Source organism: Micromonospora sp. NPDC053740 (assembly GCF_040677775.1).
Taxonomy (GTDB): Bacteria; Actinomycetota; Actinomycetes; order Mycobacteriales; family Micromonosporaceae; genus Micromonospora; species Micromonospora alfalfae.
In genome coordinates this window covers 768,043-791,790 of sequence record NZ_JBFASO010000002.1, presented here as the reverse complement: position 1 = coordinate 791,790, position 23,748 = coordinate 768,043, and the positions used below count along the sequence as shown (strand labels likewise).

The 23,748-nt window shown below is 72.8% G+C and carries 21 protein-coding genes; 12 read left to right on the top strand and 9 right to left on the bottom strand.

What is annotated here, in order from left to right; genetic code table 11:
- Nucleotides 1-21: 21 nt before the first annotated feature.
- From AB0K35_RS08320 to AB0K35_RS08310, 3 genes are all read right to left on the bottom strand, one after another.
- Complete coding sequence (locus tag AB0K35_RS08320) at nucleotides 22-627, bottom strand: TetR/AcrR family transcriptional regulator (protein WP_091403316.1); 606 nt, start codon at nucleotides 625-627, stop codon at nucleotides 22-24.
- A 438-nt stretch (nucleotides 628-1,065) separates the two neighbouring features.
- A complete protein-coding gene (locus AB0K35_RS08315) occupies nucleotides 1,066-1,809 on the bottom strand; it encodes a metallophosphoesterase family protein (protein ID WP_238667243.1) in 744 nt (247 codons plus the stop codon).
- A gap of 114 nt (nucleotides 1,810-1,923) precedes the next feature.
- The gene (locus AB0K35_RS08310) at nucleotides 1,924-2,601 is read right to left on the bottom strand and encodes a Crp/Fnr family transcriptional regulator (protein ID WP_007466162.1); all 678 of its coding nucleotides are present in this window, start codon (nucleotides 2,599-2,601) and stop codon (nucleotides 1,924-1,926) included.
- 143 nt (nucleotides 2,602-2,744) lie between these two features.
- Here AB0K35_RS08310 and AB0K35_RS08305 point away from each other — a divergent pair, with 143 nt between their 5' ends.
- The 6 genes from AB0K35_RS08305 to AB0K35_RS08280 all read left to right on the top strand — a co-directional run bounded on the left by AB0K35_RS08305 (nucleotide 2,745) and on the right by AB0K35_RS08280 (nucleotide 8,095).
- Nucleotides 2,745-3,452 carry an adenosylcobinamide amidohydrolase gene (locus tag AB0K35_RS08305; RefSeq protein ID WP_238667242.1) on the top strand — a complete coding sequence of 236 codons (708 nt, stop codon included), beginning with the start codon at nucleotides 2,745-2,747 and terminating at the stop codon, nucleotides 3,450-3,452.
- Between the two features lie 11 nt (nucleotides 3,453-3,463).
- Nucleotides 3,464-4,642 (top strand): CapA family protein, encoded by a 1,179-nt coding sequence (locus AB0K35_RS08300; protein WP_238667241.1) that lies wholly within the window; start codon nucleotides 3,464-3,466, stop codon nucleotides 4,640-4,642.
- A 41-nt stretch (nucleotides 4,643-4,683) separates the two neighbouring features.
- On the top strand, nucleotides 4,684-5,472 hold the full coding sequence (nth, locus tag AB0K35_RS08295) for an endonuclease III (protein WP_357363149.1): 789 nt from the start codon (nucleotides 4,684-4,686) through the stop codon (nucleotides 5,470-5,472).
- The gene (locus AB0K35_RS08290) at nucleotides 5,469-6,164 is read left to right on the top strand and encodes a redoxin family protein (RefSeq protein ID WP_363884383.1); all 696 of its coding nucleotides are present in this window, start codon (nucleotides 5,469-5,471) and stop codon (nucleotides 6,162-6,164) included. Before nth ends, AB0K35_RS08290 begins: the two co-directional genes overlap by 4 nt.
- Complete coding sequence (locus tag AB0K35_RS08285; protein ID WP_363884381.1) at nucleotides 6,161-6,853, top strand: CoA pyrophosphatase; 693 nt, start codon at nucleotides 6,161-6,163, stop codon at nucleotides 6,851-6,853. Before AB0K35_RS08290 ends, AB0K35_RS08285 begins: the two co-directional genes overlap by 4 nt.
- Nucleotides 6,854-6,916: 63 nt before the next feature.
- On the top strand, nucleotides 6,917-8,095 hold the full coding sequence (locus AB0K35_RS08280) for a MarP family serine protease (RefSeq protein WP_091403296.1): 1,179 nt from the start codon (nucleotides 6,917-6,919) through the stop codon (nucleotides 8,093-8,095).
- Between the two features lie 19 nt (nucleotides 8,096-8,114).
- On the opposite strand, the gene AB0K35_RS08275 is transcribed toward AB0K35_RS08280, so the two are convergent.
- The 4 genes from AB0K35_RS08275 to eccCa form a co-directional block, all read right to left on the bottom strand.
- Entirely contained in the window at nucleotides 8,115-8,822 is a 708-nt protein-coding gene (locus tag AB0K35_RS08275; protein ID WP_238667237.1) for a phosphatase PAP2 family protein, read from the bottom strand.
- Nucleotides 8,823-8,859: 37 nt separating this feature from the next.
- Nucleotides 8,860-9,651, bottom strand: coding sequence for a phosphatase PAP2 family protein (locus AB0K35_RS08270; RefSeq protein ID WP_363884379.1), 792 nt, complete (start codon nucleotides 9,649-9,651; stop codon nucleotides 8,860-8,862).
- A gap of 52 nt (nucleotides 9,652-9,703) precedes the next feature.
- Nucleotides 9,704-11,044 carry a type VII secretion-associated serine protease mycosin gene (gene mycP, locus AB0K35_RS08265; RefSeq protein WP_363884377.1) on the bottom strand — a complete coding sequence of 447 codons (1,341 nt, stop codon included), beginning with the start codon at nucleotides 11,042-11,044 and terminating at the stop codon, nucleotides 9,704-9,706.
- 74 nt (nucleotides 11,045-11,118) lie between these two features.
- Nucleotides 11,119-15,102, bottom strand: coding sequence for a type VII secretion protein EccCa (gene eccCa / locus AB0K35_RS08260; RefSeq protein ID WP_363884375.1), 3,984 nt, complete (start codon nucleotides 15,100-15,102; stop codon nucleotides 11,119-11,121).
- 101 nt (nucleotides 15,103-15,203) lie between these two features.
- On the opposite strand from eccCa, the gene eccD reads away from it, so the two are divergent.
- Nucleotides 15,204-16,607 carry a type VII secretion integral membrane protein EccD gene (eccD, locus tag AB0K35_RS08255; protein ID WP_363884373.1) on the top strand — a complete coding sequence of 468 codons (1,404 nt, stop codon included), beginning with the start codon at nucleotides 15,204-15,206 and terminating at the stop codon, nucleotides 16,605-16,607.
- Nucleotides 16,608-16,638: 31 nt separating this feature from the next.
- On the opposite strand, the gene AB0K35_RS08250 is transcribed toward eccD, so the two are convergent.
- Nucleotides 16,639-17,145, bottom strand: coding sequence for an inorganic diphosphatase (locus AB0K35_RS08250; RefSeq protein WP_196920121.1), 507 nt, complete (start codon nucleotides 17,143-17,145; stop codon nucleotides 16,639-16,641).
- A 534-nt stretch (nucleotides 17,146-17,679) separates the two neighbouring features.
- Here AB0K35_RS08250 and dacB point away from each other — a divergent pair.
- The 3 genes from dacB to tilS all read left to right on the top strand — a co-directional run bounded on the left by dacB (nucleotide 17,680) and on the right by tilS (nucleotide 21,310).
- Nucleotides 17,680-19,143 carry a D-alanyl-D-alanine carboxypeptidase/D-alanyl-D-alanine-endopeptidase gene (gene dacB, locus AB0K35_RS08245; RefSeq protein WP_274525260.1) on the top strand — a complete coding sequence of 488 codons (1,464 nt, stop codon included), beginning with the start codon at nucleotides 17,680-17,682 and terminating at the stop codon, nucleotides 19,141-19,143.
- Between the two features lie 93 nt (nucleotides 19,144-19,236).
- Nucleotides 19,237-20,307, top strand: coding sequence for a zinc-dependent metalloprotease (locus AB0K35_RS08240; protein ID WP_091403614.1), 1,071 nt, complete (start codon nucleotides 19,237-19,239; stop codon nucleotides 20,305-20,307).
- 10 nt (nucleotides 20,308-20,317) lie between these two features.
- On the top strand, nucleotides 20,318-21,310 hold the full coding sequence (gene tilS / locus AB0K35_RS08235; RefSeq protein ID WP_238667231.1) for a tRNA lysidine(34) synthetase TilS: 993 nt from the start codon (nucleotides 20,318-20,320) through the stop codon (nucleotides 21,308-21,310).
- 112 nt (nucleotides 21,311-21,422) lie between these two features.
- Here the strand turns inward: tilS and AB0K35_RS08230 are convergent, their stop codons facing one another.
- A complete protein-coding gene (locus tag AB0K35_RS08230) occupies nucleotides 21,423-22,385 on the bottom strand; it encodes a helix-turn-helix domain-containing protein (RefSeq protein WP_238667230.1) in 963 nt (320 codons plus the stop codon).
- Between the two features lie 42 nt (nucleotides 22,386-22,427).
- Here AB0K35_RS08230 and AB0K35_RS08225 point away from each other — a divergent pair, with 42 nt between their 5' ends.
- Together AB0K35_RS08225 and hpt are read left to right on the top strand one after the other, a co-directional pair.
- A complete protein-coding gene (locus AB0K35_RS08225; protein ID WP_238667229.1) occupies nucleotides 22,428-22,673 on the top strand; it encodes a hypothetical protein in 246 nt (81 codons plus the stop codon).
- A gap of 100 nt (nucleotides 22,674-22,773) precedes the next feature.
- Nucleotides 22,774-23,349, top strand: a complete 576-nt coding sequence (hpt, locus tag AB0K35_RS08220) for a hypoxanthine phosphoribosyltransferase (protein ID WP_112582849.1) — start codon at nucleotides 22,774-22,776, stop codon at nucleotides 23,347-23,349.
- Nucleotides 23,350-23,748 lie beyond the last annotated feature (399 nt).

Genomic DNA, 23,748 nt, shown 5'->3' with positions numbered 1-23,748 from the left:
GGTGGCCGGTGCGGCCGGCGGTCAGGGCGTGAGCAGGGTGGCGAGCTGGCGCTTCCAGGTGGTCAACAGGGCGGCCCGACGGGCGGAGTCGTCGCTGAGCAGGTTGGCCACCCCGAGCCCACGGAGCAGATCGAGCGTCGCCTGCACCGCTTCGCGGACACCGGGTCGACGTTCGTCGACACCGAGCAGGGCGACTGTGAGCCGGTGCATCTCCCGCCCGACCGTCGCCTCCAACGGCACCAGGGCGTCCCGCAGTTCCCGATCGGTGCGGGCGGCGACCCAGAGCTCGAGCGCGGCCACGAACAGCGGCCCGGTGAACGCCACGGCGAGCAGGTCGACGACCCGGTCCAACCGCTGCGGACCAGCCGGCAGCGCCTCGGCCTCGGTGCGCAACTCGTCGGCCCGGCGCTCGGCCAGATGGGCCACCGCGGCTGTCACCAGCGCCGCCTTCGTCGGGTAGTGGTGCAGCTGTGCCCCACGCGAAACACCGGCCCGCGCCGCGACGACTGTGGTGGTGGTGCCGGACCAACCGTGCTCGATCAGGCAGTCGACTGTCGCCTCCAGCAGCCGGGCCTGGGTGGCGCGGCTGCGTTCCTGCTGCGGGACGCGCGTCGATGCGGTGGGCACTGAGACAGCCTGCTGCCTACGAAACAAACAGTCAAGACTGACTTTTTCTGAGCCCGCGACGCCCGGGTGGGCTCGCGATGGTGCGGCGCGGGAGGAGGGCCTGGGTTGCTCGTCTCGCTATGGAGCTGATGTCACAAACGAATCGCCCGTCGCCCGCGACCGTGCCCGTCGCCCGCGCCCGTGCCCGTCGCCCGCGCCCGCGCCCGTCGCCCGCGCCCGCGCCCGTCGCCCGCGCCCGCGCCCGTCGCCCGCGCCCGTCGACCGCGTTCGCGGTTCGGCCTGCCGATCACCTACTGCTGATGCCGCAAACGATTCAGCTCCAAAGGCTCCCTGACCGGTATCCCGCCTGCCGCCTGCCGCCGCCTGCCGCCTGCCGCCTGCCGCCTGCCGCCTGCCGCCGCCCGCCGCCTAGCGGCCGCCTGCCGTCCGGGGGCCGGCTCAGCGGCCGTCGCGGGGGCCGAAGGCGGTCAGCGCGTCGGCGTCGCTGTGCCGGGAGCGCAGGTACTCGTCGGCCCAGGCGGCGGCGTCGGGGAAGGTCGACTCGGCAGCCACCCGGGCGCAGGCCGCGTCCACGTCGAAGGCGGTGCGGCGCAGTTGGACGCCCGGCCCGAGCAGCGCCCACCACGCGCCCGCGCCCCCGTACGGCATGCCGATGCTGCCCGGGTTGACCACCAGACGCCGGTCGACCAGCCGGGTGAACGGCATGTGCGTGTGGCCGCAGACCACCGTGGAAACCTCGGCGGGGAGACCGTCGAACACCTCGGCCCAGCGCGCCATCCGGGAGTCGACGAGCACGACCTCCTCGTCGTCACGGGGCGTGGCGTGGCAGAACAGCGTCGGCCCGAGGCCGTCGATCTCCAGCGTCACAGTCGCCGGCAGCGCGGCAAGCCGGGCCACCTGGTCGTCGCGCAACTGGCCGGCGGCCCAGTTCGACACCTCGATCGACGCCGGGCGGCCGGCCCGGGCCTCGACCAGCTCGCGTTCGCAATTGCCGCCGACCCAGCACACCCGGTCGCCCAGCTCGGCGAGCACGTCCAGCACCTCGACCGGCTGCGGGCCGGCGGCGATGTCGCCGGTGAGCACGATCAGATCGGCGGCGGCGACGTCCGGCTCGGCCAGTACGGCCTCCAGCGCCGGCAGGACACCATGGATGTCGGAGAGCACCGCAACTCGGTTCATCATGGGCCCCAGCCTCACCAGCGGCACCGCCTCCACACCAGCGATTCTGCGTCGGGCAGACGGCAGAAACGTCCCCGCCCACCGTCGGTGACGGTGGGCGGGGACGTCTGGTGCTGCTCAGACGCGGGCGCGACGGGCCAGGCGCTCCGGGTCCAGGATGATGATGCTCTTGCCGTCCAACCGCAGCCAGCCGCGCGAGGCGAAATCGGCCAGCGCCTTGTTGACCGTCTCCCGGGAGGCGCCGACGAGCTGGGCGATCTCCTCCTGGGTGAGGTCATGGGTCACCCGCAGAACGCCGCCGTCGCGGGTGCCGAAGCGGCCCGCCATCTGGAGCAGGTTCTTGGCGACCCGGCCCGGCACGTCCGTGAAGATCAGGTCGGCGAGCGAGTCGTTGGTCCGGCGCAGCCGCCGGGCGAGCACCCGGAGCAACTGCTCGGCGATCTCCGGGCGGTTGTTGAGCCACGGCCGCAGCGCCTGCTTACGCAGCCGCACCAGCCGGGTGTCGGTCACCGCGGTGGCGGTCGCCGTACGCGGACCCGGGTCGAAGAGCGACAGCTCACCGACCATGTCCGACGGCCCCATCACCGCGATGAGGTTCTGCCGGCCGTCCGCTGCGCGGCGACCAACCTTGATCTTCCCGGACAGCAGGATGTAGAGGCTGTCACCGGGCTCGCCCTCATTGAAGACGATCTCGCCCTTGCGGACCTCGATCGTCTCCATCTCCTTGGCAAGCGCCTCGGCAGCTTCCGGGTCAACACCCTGGAAGATCCCGCTGCGGGCCAGTACCTCGTCCATTGCGCACCTCCGGTTGCGCGTGCCGTCCGTCGGCCGGGGCCGCCGTCCGCTGATCCCCTCGCGCGCCGCCAAGTCTAGGCGCACGTGAGCATGAATCAGAGGTCGCCCCTGGAATCGTGATCGCAGGGCGTAACCTGCCCGACGTGCTGAACGAGCCGACTCTGACCAGCCGCCCCGAGGACGGGCGGCACGTCCCGCTGCTCGTCTGGCGCGCGGACGTGCCCCTGCGGGCGGTCAGCAGCGCTCCGCTGGGCGGTGGCATCGGGGTCCGGCGGTGGGTGTTGAACGCGACTGTACCGATGTCGTACGACCGGGAGGACCCGGCGGCGCACCTGGCCTCGCTCGCCGCCGAGCTGGCCCTCGACGGGCCCGGGATCGGTCTGCTGACCGGCGTCGATGTGACCGAGGTGGTGGCGCGAACCGACGCCGGAGTGCGGGCCTGGGCGACGGTCGGGCTCGGCACGCCGGTGCCCGCGGCCGCGCCGACGCCGGCCGCGCTCACCCAACGCGTCGGCACTGTCAACATCGTGGTGTACGTGCCGGCCCGGCTCGCCGACTCGGCGCTGGTCAACGCGGTGGCCACCGCTACCGAGGCGAAGACCCAGGCGATCACCGAGCTGGGGGTTCCGGGGACCGGCACGCCCACCGACGCTGTCACAGTGCTCTGCCCGGTGGACGGGCCGGAGGCCGCGTACGGCGGACCGCGCTCCACCTGGGGCGCCCCGCTCGCCCGAGCGGTGCACGCGGCGGTGCTCGCCGGTGGTTCCCGGCCGGTCGTGCCGTGGTCCGACCAGCTCACTGGCGCAAAGTCCACCCGATCGGCTGTCGTTGGCGTGTTTAACGACCGGTAGGGTCGCGGGCGATGTATGCTCCCGCCCCCCTCGCGTCCCGCCCGCGCCGCCGCGTCGCCCTCGGCCTCGCCGCGCTGCTGGCCGCCCTCCTCGTGGCCGGCTGTGCCGACCCCGGTGGTGAGGCACCCGTCTGGCAGCCCGGCGCGGGAGGTGGTGGCACCGGCGCGCCGGTCTCCACTGCCGGCCCGAAGGCCACCGGGTCCGCATCGTCCGGTCAGGGTGGCGCGATCTCGCTCTCCGCCACCGGCGACATCATCATGGGCAACGCGCCCGCTCGGCTGCCCGCCGACGGCGGCAAGGGCTTCTTCAACTCGGTCACCGCGGCCCTCAAGGCCGACCTGGTGATGGGCAACCTGGAGGAGCCGCTGACTGTCGACACCGGCACCGGCAAGTGCGGGGCGAACTCCACCCGCTGCTTCCAGTTCCGCGCCCCGCCGGAGTATGCCGCCCACCTGCGCGACGCCGGCTTCGACGTGCTCAACCAGGCCAACAACCACGGCTACGACTACGGGCCCAAGGGCTACGAGAACACCCAGAAGGCGCTGAAGAAGTACGACCTGGAGCACACCGGCGCACCGAACGAAATCACAGTGGTCGACGTCAAGGGCGTCAAGGTCGCCGTCGCCGGGTTCTCGTCGTACGTCTGGTCCAACAGCCTCGTCAACATCGACAAGGCGAAGGCGGTGGTCGCCAAGGCCGCCACCATGGCCGACCTGGTCGTGGTGCAGGTGCACATGGGTGGCGAGGGCGTCGACAAGACCCGGGTGAAGCCGGGCACCGAGATGTTCCTGGGCGAAAACCGGGGCGACCCGGTGAAGTTCTCGCACGCCATGATCGACGCTGGCGCCGACCTGATCGTCGGGCACGGCCCGCACGTGTTGCGCGGGATGGAGTTCTACCAGGGGCGCCTGATCGCGTACAGCCTGGGCAACTTCGCCGGCGGCGGCAACTCGCTGAGCAACGACGGTCGCCTCGGCTGGGGCGGGGTGCTGAAGGTGTCGCTCAAGCCGGACGGCAGTTGGGCCGGCGGCTCGTTCACCTCCACGTACATGAACTCGGCGGGCAAGCCGACGATGGACCCGGATGATCGGGGCCTGGGCCTGGTCACCGAGTTGAGTCGCGCCGACTTCCCGAAGGGCGGCGCTCGCCTCGATGGGCAGGGGAAGATCTCGGCGCCGACCGCCGGCTGACCCGAGGAGAAGCGTCCGGGGTGCGACGTAGGCTGACCGTCGTGACCAGTAGCCCTCCCGGTGCCAGCGAGACCGATCTCGGGCGCAAACGCCGTGCCCGCAAGATCGGCCGGGTGCTGGCCGAGACGCATCCCGACGCGCATTGTGAGCTGGACCACTCCAATGCCCTGGAGCTGGCCGTCGCCACGATCCTGTCCGCACAGTGCACTGACAAGAAGGTCAACGAGGTCACCCCGAAACTCTTCGCCCGCTACCCGAGCGCTGCCGCGTACGCCGCCGCAGACCGGGGCGAGATGGAGGAGCTGATCCGGCCCACCGGCTTCTACCGCAACAAGACCGACTCACTGCTCAAGCTCGGTCAGGCCCTCCTCGACCGGTACGACGGCACGGTCCCGGGTCGGCTCGTCGACCTGGTGACGCTCCCCGGCATCGGCCGCAAGACCGCCAACGTGATCCTGGGCAACGCCTTCGACGTCCCGGGCATCACTGTCGACACGCACTTCCAGCGGCTGGTCCACCGGTGGCGGCTGACCACCGAGACCGACCCGGTCAAGATCGAGCACGCGATCGGCGCCATGTACGACAAGCGCGACTGGACCATGCTCTCGCACCGGATCATCTTCCACGGGCGACGGGTCTGCCACGCCCGCAAGCCGGCCTGCGGTGCCTGCACGCTCGCGAAGCTCTGCCCTTCGTACGGCACCGGGCCGACCGAGCCGGCGGCCGCCGCCAAGCTGCTCAAGGGCCCTCGGGCGCGCGACCTCGCGGTGGCTGCCGGGGTCGATCCGGAGCTGGTCCCGGCGCAGGCGATCGCGGCGGAGGTGCCGTGAACCGCCGACGCCTCGCCCTCGCCGTCCTGCCGCTGCTGCTGGCGGCCACCGGTTGCACCAGCGGCGCGGCCGACGACGAGCCAGCCCCCCGCCCGGCCGCCGCCGAGCGTCCGTCCCCGTTCCGGGACTGCGCCGCGCTGAGCACGGCACCCACTGCCGCGGCACAGGGCTCCGGGACGGCGACCCCGGCAACGGCGATCCCGGCGTCGCCCGGCTCAGGCCCGACGGCCCCCGGAACGCCCGGCCCGACGGCCCGCGCCGCTGGCGGGTCGGCGCTGCCGGAGCTGACGCTCTCCTGCTTCACCGGCGGTGCCCCGGTCGTGCTGCGGGAGGTGGCCGGGCCGGCGGTGATCAACGTGTGGGCTTCCTGGTGCCCGCCGTGCCGCAAGGAGCTGCCCGCCTTCCAGCGCCTCAGCGAGCGGGCCGCCGGTCAGCTCCAGGTGGTCGGGGTCAACAGTCGGGACAGCCGGGGCGGCGCCCAGTCCATCGGTGAGGACTTCGGCGTCCGGTTCCCGATCCTTGTGGACCAGGGCGAGGCGCTCCAGCGCGAGCTGAAGCGCAACGCGATTCCGCTGACCCTCTTCGTCGACGCCGACGGTCAGGTCCGGCACATCGACGCCAGCGGCGCTCTCGACGACGCGAAGCTCGCCAAGCTGGTCGGCCAGCACCTGGGCCTGGCGGTGCCGGCGTGACCCGTCGGCCCCCTGAGTGGATCGAGCCGTTGCTGACCCGGCTGGGCACCGCCCGCGCCGAGGACTTCACCAGGCTGGTCACGCCCGCCGAGGGCGGTCGGGAGAGCGCCGTGCTGGTGCTGCTCGGCGAGCAGCCCGGCGCGGGCCCCGACGTGCTGGTCCTGCAACGCGCCGCCACCCTGCGCAACCACGCCGGCCAGCCCGCCTTTCCCGGTGGTGCGGCCGACCCGGAGGACGCCGACGTCCGCGCCACCGCCCTGCGTGAGGCGAACGAGGAGGTGGGCCTCGACCCGGCCAGCGTGACAGTGCTGGCCGAGCTGCCGAAACTGTGGATCCCGGTCAGCGACTTCGTGGTCACGCCCGTGCTGGCCTGGTGGCACGACCCGCACCCGGTGCACCCACGGGAGCCGGCCGAGGTGGCTCACGTCGCCCGCCTGCCGGTCAGCGAGCTGGTCGATCCGGCCAACCGACTGTTGGTCCGGCACCCGAGCGGCTGGATCGGGCCGGCGTTCTCGGCGCGCGGGATGCTCGTCTGGGGTTTCACCGCCGGGGTGCTCGCCACCCTGCTCGAGATGGGCGGCTGGGCCCGTCCGTGGTCGCGCGGCCGGGTGGTGGAGCTTCCGCCGACCGGTGCCACACCGGCCCCGTCCGCCGGCACCGACGAGGCTGACGAGAACGCCCTGCGCTGACCGCACGGTCACCATCCGCAAGCGATGGTCATCCGGTGGGCACACTGCCCGTACGCTTGACCCGTGTCCGTCGTGGATCTCGTCCTGCTGCTGCTCATGCTCGTGTTCGCGATCAGCGGATACCGCCAGGGTTTCGTCATCGGCGTCACGTCGTTGTCCGGCTTCTTCCTGGGTCTGCTGCTGGGTCTCCAGCTCGGGCCGCTGTTCGCCAGACAGTTCGTCGACGCCGGCACCCGTGTGCTGATCTCGCTGGTGGCCATCTTCGGGCTGGCAGTTGTCGGGCAGGCACTCGCCGGTTGGCTCGGCTCGCACCTGCGTAAGACGATCACCAGCGACGTCGGCAAACGGGCCGACGACGTCGGTGGGGCGCTCGTCTCGCTGTTCGCGGTGCTCCTGCTCGCCTGGCTGGTCGCCGTGCCGCTCGGCTCGTCCTCGGTGCCCTGGCTCGCTGCCTCGGTCCGCAACAGCGCGTTGATCACGGTGGTCAACCAGGTTCTGCCGGAGCAGGCCCAGCAGCTGTCCACGGCGCTGGAGGACACCGTCGACACCGACGGGTTCCCGGACGTCTTCGGTGACCTCGCGCCCACCCGGGCCCGGCAGGTCGATCCGCCGGACCCGGCTCTGGCCGGCTCGCAGGTGGTGGTCAGCGGTCAGCAGTCGGTGGTGAAGGTGCTCGGCTCCGCGCCCAGCTGCTCACGCCGGATCGAGGGCTCCGGCTTCGTGTACGCGGACGACCGGGTGATGACCAACGCGCACGTGGTGGCCGGCACCCGTTCGGTCGCCGTGGAGCTGGGCGGCGAGCGGTACGACGGCAAGGTGGTGGTCTACGACCCGAACCGGGATCTGGCGGTGCTGCTCGTGCCCGGGCTGCCCGGGCCGTCCCTGCGGTTCGCCGCCGGCAACGCGGGCAGCGGCTCCGACGCCATAGTGCTCGGCTTCCCGCTCGACGGCCCGTACAACGCGCAGTCGGCGCGGGTCCGGGACGTCGACCGGATCAAGGGACCGGACATCTACTCGTCCAGTGAGGTGACCCGGGAGATCTACACGATCCGGGCGCTGGTTCGCAGCGGCAACTCGGGCGGTCCGCTGCTCTCCGCCAACGGCCTGGTGCTCGGCGTGATCTTCGCGGCGGCGTCCGACGACCCGAACACCGGCTTCGCCGTGACGGCGGCCGAGGCCCGCCCGGTGGCGTTGGCCGGTGCCGAACGCAACCGGCAGGTCGCCACCGGTGAGTGCACCTGAGCGTCGCTGCGCGGCCAGCTCAGCCCTGAGCCGGCAGGGGGCGACGCCCGACGGTCGGTAGCTTCGCCCGTCCCCACCGCAGCCCCCGGTCCAGCACGGCACGGGCCATGATCGCGACGCACGTGCCGCCGTTGAGGAAGGACGCCACCACGTCGCTCGGGTGGTGCATTCCCCGGTACATCCGGGTCACCGCCACGCCCAGCGGCACCATCAGCAGCAGCGTCCACCAGGCGACCTTCGCGCCGGTGCTCCGTGCCCGCAGCGCCAGCAGCACGGCGATGCCGACGTAGAGCGCCACCGCCGCCGAGGTGTGCCCGGACGGAAAGCTCGACGTCGGTGGCGAGACGTCCATGTGCTCCACAGCCGGCCGCCGCCTGTCGATTGCCAGCGTGGTCAGCAGGAATACCAGTGCCTGGGCGGTCACCGCCGCGCACAGGAACAGCGGCTCGCGCCAGCGCTTCAGCCAGAGCCGCAGCGCCAGCGCCACCAGCACCGTGACCGCGACGATCATCTGGGTGCTGGCCAGCGTGCTGAACACCAGCGAAACGTTGTTCCAGTCGCCGGTGCGGTCGGCGGCCAACTCCCGGTTCACCGCGTCCTCCACGGTGAACGGCCAGGTCCGGGCGAACACCCGAGTGACCAGCACCCCGAGCAGCACCATGAGCCCGAGCAGGAGGGACACCGGCAGCAGCACCCGCCGGAGGATCTGGACCACGGTCTCGGACATGAATCGGCCAGTACCCGGCCGGCCGCGTCGTCACTCCTCAGGCTGCCCCCGGATGCCGCTCGACCTCGGGAGCGATGCCGTCGCGGGTCGGTCGGACCGGCCGGAGACCTGTGTGTGCCCGCCAACTGGTGAACGCGGCGGTGGTAGCCGCGACCACCGCCACACCGAGCAGCCATCCACCCACCACGTCACTGGTGAAGTGCACGCCCAACGTCACCCTGCTCAGCCCGGTCACCACTGTGAGCAGGACCGCCGCCACCCAGAGCGCGGCCCGCGCCAAACCCCGCCCGGTGTACGGCAGCAGCACCAGCAGCAGCACCCCGGCGGCCAGGGTGGCGTTCAGCGCGTGCCCGGAGGGGAACGAATAACCGGCGGCCCGAGCCACCGGGTCCAGCAACTCCGGCCGGTCCCGGCCGACCAGCAACTTGAGCAGCGGACCGATCAACCCGCCGACGACCATTGTGGTGGCCGCCCAGAGGGCCAGCCGGCGGGCTCCCCGGCGCAGCAGCAGGACCACCAGGAGCAGGGCGACGGCGCGCAGTGGCATCGGTGCGAACACCTCGGTCCAGACCCGCATCAGCATGACCCACGCCGGGTGATCCTGGGCGTAGCTGTGCAGCGCGTCGGTGACCGCCGCGTCCAGCCGGTGCAGTGGCGCCCAGGCACCGAGCACCAGCAGTGTGAGCAGCGCGAACGGCACCAGCACCAGGAACGCCGCCGTCGCGGCGAGAGTGAGCCGCAGACCCAGCGCATGGTCCGGGTCGAATCGGCGGCGCCGCCAGGACGGCTGGCCGGTGGGGGCGAGGGTGGGCGGCCGGTGCGTACTCATGGGTCCGTTCTACCCGGCCGGGCGGCCGGTCAGGCCTGCCGGCCGGTCACGATCAACGGGTCCGCTGACGCAGCCGGCGCACCATCAGGGCCGCGCCGCCGACCAGAGCGACGAGGAGCACGACAGTGGTCCACAGCTGCTCCGGCGCGGAGGTGTCCTGACCGCCCGCCGCCCGAGCCGTCCAGCGGCTGTGCTGACCGGATGCGGCGAGACCGAGTGGATCGCTACCGGCGCCGGCCACCGGATCGTCGTCGACCGAGCCGGGCGCCGGACCGAAACCGGTGACGCCCGGCGACGTCTGGTCGTCCAGCGGGTTGGCGGTCACCGACGGCACCTGAGCGGTCAACGCGGCCACCGGGTCGACCACCCCGTACCCGAAGCGGTCGTCCCGCCCGGTCGGGCCCAGGTCACGGGCGGTGGCCAACAACCGGTTGACCACCTCACCCGCGGGCATCTGCGGATAGCGGGACCGGACCAGCGCGGCGGTCGCCGCCACCAGTGGCGCGGCGAAGCTGGTGCCCTGCACCCGCCAGTACCCGCCGGGAGGCTTGGCGCCGACCAGGCCGCTGGCGGGAGCGGTGAGCACCGTCGCCCGGCCGGTGATCGAGCCGGACCACAGGTTGTCGCTGCTGCGTTCGAGACCGGACACCGCGATCACACCAGGCTCCCGAGCCGGGTACCAGACCTTGGTGCTGGTGGAGGTGGCCAGGTTGCCGGTGCAGGCGATCACGACCACGTCCCGGACGAATGCGTAGTCCAGGGCGGCGGCCAGGGCCGGGCTGTCACCGCTACCGCCCAGCGACAGGTTGATCACACGGGCGCCGTTGTCGACCGCCCAGCGGACCCCCTGGGCGACGATCAGCGCGTCGTCGTACCGATTCTCCTCGTCCAGCACGCGGACCGGCAGGATCCGGGCGTCCGGTGCGAGACCGACCACGCCCCGCTTGTCGTCGTTGCGCCCTGCGATCAGGCCGGCGACAGTGGTGCCGTGACCCACCGGGTCCGGGCCCGGCGCACCACCGGGGCCGACCAGGTCCTTGCCGGGCAGCACCTGGCCGACGAGGTCGGGGTGGTTGCCGTCCACTCCGGAGTCGACCACCGCCACCGTCACTCCCCGGCCGGTCGAGCTGCGCCACGCCGTCTCGGCCTGCAACTCGTCGAGCTGCCACTGCTCGTCGCGGACCTGGTCGGTGCGGGCGACGGCGTCACCGGGGGCGAACGCCATCGGCGCGCCGGCGAGCTGTCCACCGTTGGTGGGCGCGGCGACCGGCACGGCTGCCGCGGTCGGCGCCACGACAGCAAGCGCCGCTGCCACGCCGAGCAGCGCCCCGCCGGTCGCTCGTCGGGCCGCTGACGGACCGCTGTACCGCACCCCAGTCACATACCCAGCCATTCATCCCGACGGAACCATGACGATCGGAGATTACCGGTATCCCCACCCGTCACGGGAAGAACCGGCGAGTCAGGTCATTGCGGTGGCAGTTGTGCCAGCTGAACAAGGCGTACGCCCTCCCGCCGGGTGACCAACCGACCACGCCCCGGCGGCAGCGGTCCGGGTCGCACCGGCCCGACGAGTGCGCCCTCCTCGGGGCTGCCCGCCATCACCAGGCCGGCCGTGGACAGCTCCCGCAGGCGCTGCACGATCGGCTCGTACTGGGCCCGGCTCGCCCCACCGGAACGGCGGGCCAGCACCAGGTGCAGCCCGATGTCCCGGGCGTGCGGCAGGTGCTCCTCCAACGCGCGCAACGGGTTCGCCGGCCCGGCCGCCACCAGGTCGTAGTCGTCCACCAGCACGAACAGCTCCGGCCCGGACCACCAGGACCGGTCCCGCAGCTGCTGCGGGGTGACCTCCGGCCCGGGAGCCCGCCGCTCCAGGTAACCGGCGGCCGACTCGACCAGGTCAGCGGTGTGTGCCGCCGCGGTGCCGTACCCGATCAGGTGTGGCGTCTCGATGGCACCGAGCAGGCTGCGCCGGTAGTCGACGAGGATCACCCGGGCCTGCTCGGGAGTGAACCGGGTGATGATCGACGTGGCCAGCGCGCGCAGGAACGACGACTTGCCGCACTCCGAGTCCCCGAAGACCACGAAGTGCGGCTCGGTGGCGAAGTCGAGCAACACCGGTCGCAGGTCCGCCTCCGCGATCCCGATCGGCAGCCGCAGCCCGGTCGTCGAGGTGAGGTCCAGATCGGCGTACGGCAGCACCGGCGGGAGCAGCCGCACCCGGGGCGCCGGGGCACCCGCCCACCCATCGGCGGCCCGCTTGACCAGGTCGGCTGTGTCTCCACCGGCGGTCCCGAGCTGGGGCAGCGCGGTGAGGAAGTGCAGGCCCTCCGCGGTCACGCCTCGGCCGGAGCGCTCCGGCACGTTGGCTGCCGCGCGCCGGGCCACCAACGAGTCGGCCGGGTCACCGAGGCGCAACTCCAGCCGGGAGCCGAACAGGTCCCGGATCGCGGGGCGGAAATCCAGCCAGCGCAGCCCGGTGGCGACCACGTGCAGCCCGTACGACAGGCCCCGGGTGGCCAGATCGGTGACGAGTGGCTCCAGGTCGTCGTACTCGCCGCGGATGGTGGTCCACCCGTCGATCACCAGGAACACGTCGCCGTACGGGTCGGTGCCCGGCTGGCCCACCGTCCCCGCTGCCGCCCGGCGCTGCCGGTAGGCGGCCATCGACTCCACGCCCAACTCGGCGAAGCGGCGTTCCCGGTCGACCAGCAGGGTGGTCATCTCGCCGACCGTGCGTCGTACGGCGGTCGGGTCGGCGCGGCCGGTCACCCCGCCGACGTGCGGAAGGTCGCGCAGCGCGGCCAACCCGCCGCCACCGAAGTCGAGGCAGTAGACCTGCACCTCGGCCGGTGTGTGGGTGAGCGCCAGCGCGCAGATCAGCGTGCGCAGGGCTGTGGACTTGCCGCTCTGCGGCGCACCGACCACAGCGACGTGCCCGGCAGCGCCGTCCAGTGCCAGCCAGAGCAGGTCCCGGCGCTGCTCCAGTGGTCTGTCCACCACCGCCATCGGCACGCCGAGTGCCCCGTGCAGCTCAGGGTTGCCAACTGTCAGCCCGCGTTTCGGGTGCACCTCGACCGGACCGAGCAACTCGTCCAGGGCCGGCGGCTGGCCGAGCGGCGGGAGCCAGACCTGGTGCGCCGGCGGGCCCTGCCCAACGAGCCGGTCCACCAGCAGGTCGAGCAGCGTCCTGGTGCCCTCCTTCTCCGCTACGACGGGCACCACCGGGACCGCCGGCTCGGGCACCGGTACGACGTGGGTGGTGAAGGTCAGCAGCCGCGCACCCCCCTCGGCGTTGACGCCGCCCGGCGCGGCCCGACGGCGGACGGCCCCGGAGACGTACGCGGCCTTGAACCGGGCCAGCGGGTCGGTGCCGGCACGCAGGTAGCCGTGGCCCGGTGAGCGGGGCAGCTCGTGCGCGTCCGCCACGCCGAGCACCGTCCGGGACTCCAGCGCCGAGAAGGTGCGCAACCCGATCCGGTACGAGAGGTGGGTGTCCAACCCGCGGAGCCGGCCCTCCTCCAGGCGCTGGCTGGCGAGCAGCAGGTGCACGCCGAGAGACCTGCCCAGCCGGCCGATCTGCACGAACAGGTCGATGAAGTCGGGCTTGGCGGAGAGCAGCTCCGAGAATTCGTCGCAGATCAGCAGCAACGACGGCAGCGGGGCGAGAGGGCTGCCGGCCGCCCTGGCCCGCTCGTAGTCGCGCACGCTGGCGAAGTTTCCGGCCCGCCGCAGCAACTCCTGGCGGCGGACCAACTCACCGTTGATCGCGTCCACCATGCGATCGACCAGGGGCAACGCGTCGGCCAGATTGGTGATCACGGCTGCGGTGTGCGGCAGCCTGTCGAACGAGGTGAAGGTGGCGCCACCCTTGAAGTCGACGAGCACGAAGTTGAGCTGCTCGGAGCTGTGCGTGGCGGCGAGCCCCAGTACCAGCGTGCGGAGCAGCTCCGACTTGCCGGAGCCGGTCGCCCCGATGAGCAGGCCGTGCGGGCCCATGCCGTCCTGGGCGGACTCCTTGAGGTCCAGCTCGATGGCGCCGCCGTCCGTGCCCACGCCGATCGGCACCCGCAACCGGTCCCGTGCCGAACGCGGCAACCAGCCCTGTTCCGCGGTGAAGCTCTCCGGGTCACCGAGACCGAGCAGCTCGGGGAGGCCCAGGTCGGCCTGGAACGGGGCGTCCGGCCCTCTGGCCGCGCCGGCGAGCCGCAGCGGCGCTAACCGTCGGGCGACCGCCTCGGCGTCGGCCAGCTCCACCTGGTCGGCGGTGCCCACCTCGGCGTGCCCGTCGGACGACAGCGAGTGCAGCCGCCGGCCGTGCAGCTCCAGCAGCAGCGCGTACCGGTCCAGCAGTCGGGGCGGCGGGGTGTCCAGGTCCAGCACTGTGACCGCGTCGATGCCGCCGTCGCCGGTCAGGTCACTGGCACCGGTCAGGTCGCCGCCGTCGAGGACCACCACCACGTGCGGGCCGTCGGTGGCCGGGCCGGCAGGGCTGAACCGGGACCGGGTGGCCAGCACGTCGGCCAGCAGCGACTCCAACTCGGCGGCCGAGCTGGTGACCAGGCGTACCGGGCCGAGCGCGTCGGTGCGGCCGGGATGGTGAGCGTGCGGGAGCCACTTCACCCACTCCCAGCAGGCGCGGCGCTCCGGCCCGGCGCAGACCGCGACGAGCAGCTCGTCGGGGGCGTGGAAGACCGCCAGCTGGGTCAGCACGGCCCGGACCAGCGCCTGCGCCGCCGGGTCGCCGGTCGGTGGCCCGCCGGTGGTCGGGGTGGTCGCCCGGCCGCGGCCGGCGGATCGTACGTGCACCCGGGCGAAGCTGCGCAGCGACAGCGCCACCGGCAGGTCCGGCACCACGGAGTACGCGTCCAGGAAGCGGCGTAGCGCGCCGGCGGTCATCGGCTCGAGTTCCTCCAGCGGCCGGGTGACCGGTGGGACCAGTGGGGTGGCCAGTGTCTGCGGCCCGACGGCGACCCGCACCACAGCGAAATCGGGGTCGGCGGGGCGCCGCTCCCAGACCCGGTGGCTGTCCACCGTCGACCAGAGCCGGCCCGGATCCGGGTGCCGGTAGTAGAGCCCGGCCCGTTGCTGGCCCGCGGTCCGCCGGACCCGCCGCCGCAGCGTGGCCAGGTGGCGTAGGTACTCCCTGCGGGCGGCCATCATCTCGGACTTCTTCGGGGTGCCGGAGGCGCTGCCCCAGGACGTCACGAGCATCGCCAACGAGGAGAGCCCGAACATGCCGCCCACCACGTACGAGTAGGCCCCGCCGCCCCGGCCGAACATCATCGCCATCGCGACAGTGCCGCCGAGCATGGGCAGCAGCATGAGCATCTGCTGCCACCGCCCGCCGGTCACCACGGGGATCTCCGGCGGTGCGTCGACCGACAGCTCACCGGCGGGAATCTCCGGCGCTGGTCGACGCGGTGGCCGCTTGATGACGACTGTGGACACTCGGCCTCCTGACAGCGCTGGGTAACCCGAGCCTGGCTCATGGTAGGTAAAGTCCACTCGTCCGCGCAGCCTCCGATCCCCCTCGATATGGAGACCAGTCGATGACTACCGGGCTGGCACGCGTCACCATCAGCGCGCCGCAACGACGGGTGGACGTCGCCCTGCCGGAGCAGGTACCCCTGGCCGAGCTGCTGCCCGACGTGCTCCGGCACGCCGGTGTCGGGCTCGCCGACGACGGCGAGCAGCACGGCGGTTGGGTGCTCCGCCGCACCGACGGGGCGTTGCTGGTGACCGCACAGGCGCTGCTGCCGCAGGGAGTCCGCGACGGTGAGGTGCTGTACCTCGTGCCGGCCCGCGCGCACTGGCCCGAGTTGGAGTACGACGACGTCATCGAGGCGATCGCCGACGGTGCTCGCCGCCGCGGCGGCGCCTGGTCGCCCACCGCCACCCGGGCAGCCGGTCTGGCCGGTGCCTCCGTCCCGCTCGCGGTCGGCCTGCTCGCGCTGCTCGCCGGCGGCCCGACGCACCGAGCCGGTTGGCTGGCGGCCGTCACTGTGGCACTGGTGCTCACGGTGGCCGGCACTGTCGCCTCCCGCGCCAACGGCGACGGCGCCGCCGGGGCGACGCTCGGCGGCTACGCGCTGCCCTACGCGTTCACGGCCGGTGCCCTGGCCGTCGGCTCCGGCGACCCGGTCGGGCCGATCGGCCCGGCCCGCTGGGTCGGCGCTCCCGAACTGCTGGCCGGCTCGGTAGCGCTGCTGCTGGCGGCGTTGATCGGTCTCCTCGGGGTGGCCAGTCGACTGCGGGTCTTCGTGGCCGGTGTCACTGTCGGCCTGATCGGCGCGGCGGCCGCGCTCGGTGGACTGCTGATGACCACGGCCGGTACGGCGGCGGTTCTGCTCAGCGCACTGGTCTTCGCCGTCGGCGTGATCCCGCTGCTGGCCATCCGACTGGGCAAGCTGCCCCTGCCGCCGATCACCCTGCCGGCCGCCACCTCCGCGGAGGAGCCGGCGCGGGTGCGGGACCTGCCGGACCAGGGCCGGGTGCACGCTGCGGTGATCCGCACCGAGGAGACGCTCACCGGGATGCTGATCGGCCACGCGCTGCTGGTGGTGGCCACAGCGGGCGTACTCGTGATCGTCGGTGGCACCGCCGGTCGGGTGCTGGTGGCGGTCACCTCGGCCGTGCTGCTGCTGCGGTCGCGGCTGTTCGTGGCGCTGCGACACCGGGTGCCGACGGTGCTCGCCGGGCTGGCCGGCTACGCGGCGCTGGGTGCCGTGCTGGTCGGCCGGGCCGACGAGACCGGGCGGTTGGTGCTGGTTCTGGGCGGGGCGGCGCTGGCCCTGGTGGCGGTCGCCAGCGGCACCGGGTACGCCCGCCGGCCGGTCTCGCCGTACCTCGGGAGGGTTGCGGACCTCACCGACACGGCCCTGGTGGTCGCCGTGGTGCCGATCGCCTGCGCGGTGCTCGACCTCTACGAACGGGCCCGAGGGTTGCTCGGATGAGCGACCCTCGGGCCCGGTGCGTCAGCAGTCGTCAGTGGGCGGATTCGCCGCGCGCCTCGGCGTCGCGGGCCCGCTTGTAGGAGGCGTGGATCTCGGCCTCGGCCTCGGTGCGGCCGACCCAGGTCGCGCCCTCCACCGACTTGCCGGGCTCCAGGTCCTTGTAGACCTCGAAGAAGTGCTGGATCTCCAGGCGGTCGAACTCGCCCAGGTGGTGGATGTCGCGCAGGTGCTCCTGGCGGGGGTCCTCGTAGGGCACGCAGAGGACCTTGTCGTCCCCGCCCTTCTCGTCGGTCATCCGGAACATGCCGATGGTGCGGCAGCGGATCAGACAGCCCGGGAAGGTCGGCTCGGGGACCAGCACGAGGGCGTCCAGCGGGTCGCCGTCCTCGCCCAGAGTGCCCTCGATGAACCCGTAGTCGGCCGGGTACTGGGTGGAGGTGAAGAGGGTGCGGTCCAACCGGATCCGGCCGGTCTTGTGGTCCACCTCGTACTTGTTCCGGTGACCTTTGGGGATCTCAACCGTCACGTCGAAATCCATCTGCACGCTCCCTCGTCTGCCCACGCTGGCTAACGGAACCACTGGCGGCCCCTCCGGACAGGTGAATGCCCACCCGCCGACTCCGGCCGCCGCATAGTCTTCGGACCGAAGTAGTGTCACCCAAGCCGATTTTCGCTGGGGGAGGAGGGGGTCGTGGGGAGGGAAGATTCACACTACCGCCCGGACGGGGGCTCCGCGCACGGTACCGGACGATCCGGCTCCGGCAGTGCCAAGGGGCGGGTCCCGGTGCCGGAGGCGCACCTTCCACGGGCTCCCGAAGCACCGACCCCGGCACCGGAGACGGTGCCCGAGCGGCCCCCGCCGCTGCCCTGGCGCCCACCGGTCGGCCCGGCGTCGCCCGCTCCGAACGCGGGTCACTTCCCGGTGGCCGGCGGTGAGCAACCGGTGAGCGGCCCGCCACGCGGCAGTGCCACGGTCCCGGTCAGCCCTGCGCCGGTCAGCCCGTCGTTCGGTCCCGGGCCGACCGCCCCCACACCGGGCGGGGTCCCCCCGGTGGGCCCGCCGATCTCCGCGTTGCCGGCACCCGCCGACGCCGCGCCCGCACCCGCCGCGCCGCGCCGCCGGAGGCGGCTGCCGGTGGTGCTGGCCGCCGTGCTCCTGCTGGTGCTCGCCGGCGTCGGAGTCGTGATCACCCGTCCCGGCCCGGTCGCCGGATGGTTGGGCGACGACGCCGGGTCCGGGCCGAACGCGGTCGGCGTGACTCCGGAACCTGCCCCGTCGGACGTGCTGGGCGGCCCGGATTCCAACGCCCCGCTGCCCACCCCGGACGGGGTTCGTGCCGTGCTCGATCCACTGGTCGGCGTCGCCGCCTTGGGCGACCGGGTGAACGTCTCAGTCGCCGACGTGATCACCGGTCAGACGCTGTTCGCCAAGGGGGCGGACGACGGCACAGTGCCCGCCTCGGTGACGAAGCTGGCGACAGCCGTGACAGTGCTGGCGGCCCGCGGGCCCGGCTACCGGATTCCCACCCGTGCCGTGGCCGGCGCGAAGGCCGGCGAGGTGGTGATCGTCGGGGGCGGCGACCCGACCCTCGCGATCAACAAGAAGGGTTACTACCCGGGCGCGGCGCGCCTCGACGACCTGGCCGCCCAGGTGCGTACCGCGCTCGGCGGCACGGCCCCGACCAGCGTCACCGTCGACGGTTCGGTCTACTCCGGCCCGGTCTACGGCCCTGGCTGGGACGACGACATCCCCACCGGCGGTTCGGGCGGCGCGGTGACCGCGTTGATGACCGACGGCGCGCGTACCGACCCGGGCGTCGAGCACGGGTCCGCCCCGCGGTTCGCCGAGCCGGACCTCGCCGCAGGCAAGGCGTTCGCCCGGTTGCTCGGGGTGCCGACCGACTCGGTGAAGCGGGGCGCGGCCCCGCCTCAGGCGGCGGCCGGTGCCAGCCCGGTACCCGGTACCGAACTGGGCGTGGTGCAGTCCCCGCCGATGATTCGTCTGGTCGACGTCATGATCAGCGAGAGCGACAACCTGGTGGCCGAGGCGCTCGCCCGGCAGGTCGCGTTGGCCCGCGGTCAGCCCGCCTCGTTCGACGGTGGCGCCGCCGCCATGGACGCCGAGGTGGCGGAGCTGGGCCTGCCGGCCGACGAGATCAGCGTCTCCGACGGCAGCGGCCTGTCCCGGCTCAACCGGATCAGCCCGTCGCTGCTGACCGATCTGATCCGCTTGGCCGCCAGTCCGGACCACCCGGAGCTGGCCGGCGTCTTCGGTGGTCTGCCGGTGGGCGGTTGGTCCGGCACCCTGAACGAGCGCTACCGCACCGCTGCGGGCACCGCCGCGGGCGCGGGCAGCGTCCGGGCCAAGACCGGCACCCTGACCGGGGTGCACTCCGTCGCGGGCCTGGTCACCACCGCCGATGGTCGGCTGTTGACCTTCGCGGTACTCACCGACAAGGTGCCGGGGGACCGGGACACCGCCCAGCCGGCCCTGGACCGGATCGCCGCAGCGCTGGCCGGTTGCGGCTGCGGCTGACCGTCGCCGGTTCGGGAGTGACGCTGTCGCCATCGGCGTCGATCGAGGGCGCGAGCCCGGGCCGGGGTGTCGCGGCGCGGGTACGGTGGGTTCATGGCGCAGTTCGTGGACTGGGATCTGGCCGCCGCCACCGCGGGGGCGTTGAGCAAGTCTGGCCCCCGCGTGTCGTACGCGGAAGCCACCGACGTGGTCGGCGACCTGCGCCGGCTGACCGACGAGGCGGCCGGGCACGTGGCCGACTACACGGGGTTGCGGGCGCAGGTGTCGCATCCGCCGGTCCGGGTGGTCGATCGCCGCGACTGGGCCGCTACCAACATCGCCGGTCTCCGCGAGGTGATCACTCCGCTGGTGAGTCGGCTCTCCGGCGACAAGCAACCGGGCGCGTTGACCGAGGCGATCGGGTCCCGGCTCACCGGGGTGCAGGCCGGGACGGTGCTGGCCTACCTCTCCGGCCGGGTGCTCGGCCAGTACGAGGTCTTCTCGGCTGACCCGGGCCAGTTGCTGCTGGTCGCACCGAACATCGTCGAGGTGGAGCGCAAGCTCGGCGCCGACCCTCGGGACTTCCGGCTCTGGGTGTGTCTGCACGAGGTCACCCACCGCACCCAGTTCACGGCCGTGCCGTGGATGCGTGCCTATTTCCTCAGCGAGGTGCAGGCGTTCGTCGACGCCTCGTCCAGCGGAAGTGAGCACCTGGTCGAGCGGTTGCGGCGCGGGGTGGCCACGTTGTCCGACGCGGTCCGTGATCCGGAGAGCCGCACCAGCGTGCTGGACATCGTGCAGACCCCGGCGCAGCGGGCCGTACTGGACCGGCTCACCGCGTTGATGACCCTGCTGGAGGGGCACGCCGAGTTCGTGATGGACGGCGTCGGCCCGCAGGTGATCCCGAGCGTGGAGCGGATCCGGGCGTCGTTCAACCGACGCCGGGAGGCGGGCAACCCGCTGGAGAAGGCGATCCGCCGGCTGCTCGGCGTGGACGTCAAGATGCGCCAGTACGCCGAGGGGCGCAAGTTCGTGCACGGGGTGGTGGAACGCGTCGGCATGGACGGGTTCAACTCGATCTTCAACTCACCGCTGACCCTGCCTCGACTGTCGGAGTTGGGTGACCCGGACGCCTGGGTCGCCCGGGTGCACGGCCCGGCCGGCACCATCCCGGCCGCTGGCTGACCACCCGCCGGTGGCCGCGCTCGCTCCGCCGGTGGCCGCGATGCGGGTGGCGGTCCGCCGCGCCCTGACCGGTCTGCCGTCCGGCGGCCCGGTGCTGGTCGCCTGCTCCGGTGGCGCCGACTCGCTCGCGCTCGCGGCGGCCACCGTCTTCGTGGCGCCGCGGCTGGGCCGCGCCACGACGCTCGTCACCGTCGACCACGGCTTGCAGGACGGCTCCGCGGAGCGCGCCGAAGCGGTGGCCACCTGGGGGCGAGGGGTCGGGTTCGCGTCGGCGACGGTGGTCCGGGTGGAAGTGGCCGGGCGTCCGGGCGGGCCGGAGGCGGCCGCCCGCGAGGCCCGCTACCAGGCGCTGACCGAGGCGGCCCGGCAGCAGAACGCCGTCGCGGTGCTCACCGGGCACACCCGCGACGACCAAGCGGAGACGGTGCTGCTCGCGCTCGCCCGGGGCGCCGGCCCACGAGGGCTGGCCGGGATGCCCGCCCGGCGCGACCTGGGCGGTGTGCCGCTGCTGCGTCCGCTGCTGGAGATCGGTCGGGAGCAGACGCGCGCCGCCTGCGCCGTCCTCGGCCTGAACCCGTGGCAGGACCCGCACAACAGCGACCCGTCGTACGCCCGGTCGAGGGTGCGAAGCGACCTGCTGCCGGCGCTGGTGCGGGCGCTCGGGCCGGGCGTGGTGGACAACCTGGCGCGTACCGCCCGGTTGGTGGCCGCCGACAACGCCGCGCTCGACGAGTTGGCGGGGACGGCGCTGGCGGCGGCCCGGTGCCCCGACGGAGGGCTGTCAGTACCGGCGCTGCTCGGCCTGGTACCCGCCGTACGCGGCCGGGTGCTGCACTCCTGGGCTCGCGAGTTGGGCGCGCTGCCCGGTGCCCTGTCGCACCGGCACGTCGCCGCTCTGGACGCCCTGGTGACCGATTGGCACGGTCAGGGCCCGGCCGACCTGCCCGGCGGTGTCCGGGTGCTCCGCCGTGACGGGCGGCTGGCATCCGTGCGCCCCGCCTGACCTGCCCGGCCTCCTTTGCTCTGCTTCAACCCGCGCAACACCGCGGGCCGTCGGGTGTTTCCTGGAGTGAAGCAGAGCAAAGGCCGTGTCCGTGCTGCTCGGCCGGCCGGTCTCAGCCGCTGTGCGCCCGGTCCCGGAAGGTGGTCCGGTAGCTGTGCGGGGTGGCACCGACCCGGCGACTGAAGTGGTGACGCAACGCTGCCGCATCGCCGAAGCCGGACTGGTCGGCGACCGCCTCCACGCTCAACGGGGTTTCCTCCAGCAACCGCCGGGCGAGCAGCACCCGCTGGTTGGTGAGCCAGTCGTGCGGGGTGGTGCCGGTCTCGGCGCGGAACCGGCGGGCGAACGTGCGAGGTGCCATGCCGGCGCGGGCGGCCAACTCCTCCACTGTGATCGTCCGGTCCAGGTGACCCATCAGCCACTCCAGCACCGGTTCGAGGGTGGGTGCCTCGGGCGCCTTCGGGATGGGCGCCTCGATGTACTGGGACTGACCGCCGTCGCGATGCGGCGGGACCACCATCCGCCGGGCCAGCCGGGTCGCGGTGGCCGAGCCGTGCTCCTGGCGGATCAGGTGCAGGCACGCGTCGATGCCGGCCGCCGTGCCGGCGCTGGTGAGCAACCGACCGTCCTGGACGTAGAGCGAGTTGCACAGCACCCGGGCGCGCGGGTGCCGGCGTTGCAGCTCGTCCACGTACCGCCAGTGGGTGGTGCACTCGCGGTCGTCGAGCAGCCCGGCCTCGCCGAGCAGGAAGGCTCCGGAGCAGACGCTGAACAGGTGCGCTCCGCGGGCGTCGGCCCGGCGGAGCGCGTCGAGCACCGGGCCGGGGACCGTGGTGCCCTGGCTGTGCGCGGGGATGGCCACCAGGTCGGCCTCGTCGACCGGGCCGAGGTCGGCGTGCGGGGTGAGGTGGAAGCCGGACGAGGTACGCACGGGAGCGCCGTCCGGGCTGCACACCTGGAAGCGGTAGGCGGGGAAACCGTCCGCTGTCCGGTCGGTGCCGAACACCTCGGCGAGCACGCCGAGCTCGAAGGGAGCGACCTGGTCGAGGGCGAGGACGGCAACGGACCGCAGCATGTGACGAGGGTAACCCGACAGGTGGCAGTAAATCGATGACCAATGGCATTCCTGCCACTGTCCGGTCGCTTCGTGAGGTCGCAGACTGGTCTCAGTCCGGTGCGCACCGGCGGCGAAACCGACAGCAATCATGCGAAAGCGAGCGCCGCCATGGAGTTCCTGTTCATCCTCCTGTTCCTCGTCCTCCTCGCTGCCGCCTCGGCGGCCGGCCTCACAGTCGACAGCCACGATTCGGCCGACTGGAAGCCGAGCGACGATGGCCGCCGCTGGCGGTCACGCACCAACTGATGTGATTAGCGTTGTTTGCGCAGAAAATCCTCGGCGGGACCGCGCCAAAAGGTGCGGCCCCGCCGACGGAGGCCATCCGACGTACGGCAGGCTAGGAGTCATGGCTGACGGCTCCTGGTACGACGCCGACATCGACCACGTGATCATCTCCGAGGCGCAGATCCGCGAGAAGACGGCGGAGCTGGCCAAGCAGGTCTCCGCCGACTACGCCCACGTGGGCGACGGGCTGCTGCTGGTGTGCGTACTCAAGGGCGCGGTGATGTTCATGGCGGACTTCGCCCGGGCGCTGGGCCGCAACGGCCCGCCGGCGGAGCTCGACTTCATGGCCATCTCGTCCTACGGCCAGGGCACCACCTCCTCCGGGGTGGTCCGCATCCTCAAGGATCTGGACCGGGACATCGCCGGTCGGCACGTGGTCGTCGTCGAGGACATCGTCGACTCCGGGCTCACGCTCTCCTGGCTGCTGCGCTACCTCGAGTCGCGCTCGGCGGCGAGCGTCGAGGTGGTCGCCCTGTTCCGCAAGCCGGACGCGGTGAAGGTGCCGGTTCCGGTGAAGTACGTAGGCTTCGACATCCCCACCGAGTTCGTGGTCGGGTACGGCCTCGACTTCGCCGAGCGCTACCGGGAGCTGCCGTACGTCGGGGTGCTCAAGCCCGAGGTCTACGCCCGCTCCTGACGCCGGGCCCGACCCGTCGCGACGGCCCGCCGGTCGACATGAGCTGTACTTGTATCGGCATCCATCAAGCCGACGTTCAGCGCGCTCTCAGCTGATGCGGTTACCGTGTAGCACGGTGGCCCGGAGGTTCCTCCGCGCTCGACCCTCTCGATCGCGTGACCGGGCGCTCGGGTGGCCGAGCCGGACTCCCCGCCACGCCGGCTTCCACCCGGACTCGCCGTACGTTGGCTGCGGGGCTGGTGGGCCTGCCCACGGGGCGTGTCGTCGATGTCGAAGGCGCGCAGAGTGCGGAGGCTCGCAGGTTCGCTGTTGGCGTACATGGTCTTTTGATGGTGCACGACTGCGGGGCTCGCAAGCTCACTCCTCGCGTACACGGTGTACCGTCGAATGACCGCGGCG

Coding starts and splice junctions, on each gene's coding strand:
- AB0K35_RS08315 (WP_238667243.1), bottom strand. CDS start 1,809: ATGATGAACCGAGTTGCGGTGCTCTCCGACATCCATGGTGTCCTGCCG.
- hpt (WP_112582849.1), top strand. CDS start 22,774: ATGGCTGACGGCTCCTGGTACGACGCCGACATCGACCACGTGATCATC.
- AB0K35_RS08270 (WP_363884379.1), bottom strand. CDS start 9,651: ATGAGTACGCACCGGCCGCCCACCCTCGCCCCCACCGGCCAGCCGTCC.
- AB0K35_RS08240 (WP_091403614.1), top strand. CDS start 19,237: ATGGCGCAGTTCGTGGACTGGGATCTGGCCGCCGCCACCGCGGGGGCG.
- AB0K35_RS08250 (WP_196920121.1), bottom strand. CDS start 17,145: ATGGATTTCGACGTGACGGTTGAGATCCCCAAAGGTCACCGGAACAAG.
- eccD (WP_363884373.1), top strand. CDS start 15,204: ATGACTACCGGGCTGGCACGCGTCACCATCAGCGCGCCGCAACGACGG.
- AB0K35_RS08275 (WP_238667237.1), bottom strand. CDS start 8,822: ATGTCCGAGACCGTGGTCCAGATCCTCCGGCGGGTGCTGCTGCCGGTG.
- mycP (WP_363884377.1), bottom strand. CDS start 11,044: ATGGCTGGGTATGTGACTGGGGTGCGGTACAGCGGTCCGTCAGCGGCC.
- AB0K35_RS08230 (WP_238667230.1), bottom strand. CDS start 22,385: ATGCTGCGGTCCGTTGCCGTCCTCGCCCTCGACCAGGTCGCTCCCTTC.
- AB0K35_RS08225 (WP_238667229.1), top strand. CDS start 22,428: ATGGCATTCCTGCCACTGTCCGGTCGCTTCGTGAGGTCGCAGACTGGT.
- AB0K35_RS08300 (WP_238667241.1), top strand. CDS start 3,464: ATGTATGCTCCCGCCCCCCTCGCGTCCCGCCCGCGCCGCCGCGTCGCC.
- AB0K35_RS08310 (WP_007466162.1), bottom strand. CDS start 2,601: ATGGACGAGGTACTGGCCCGCAGCGGGATCTTCCAGGGTGTTGACCCG.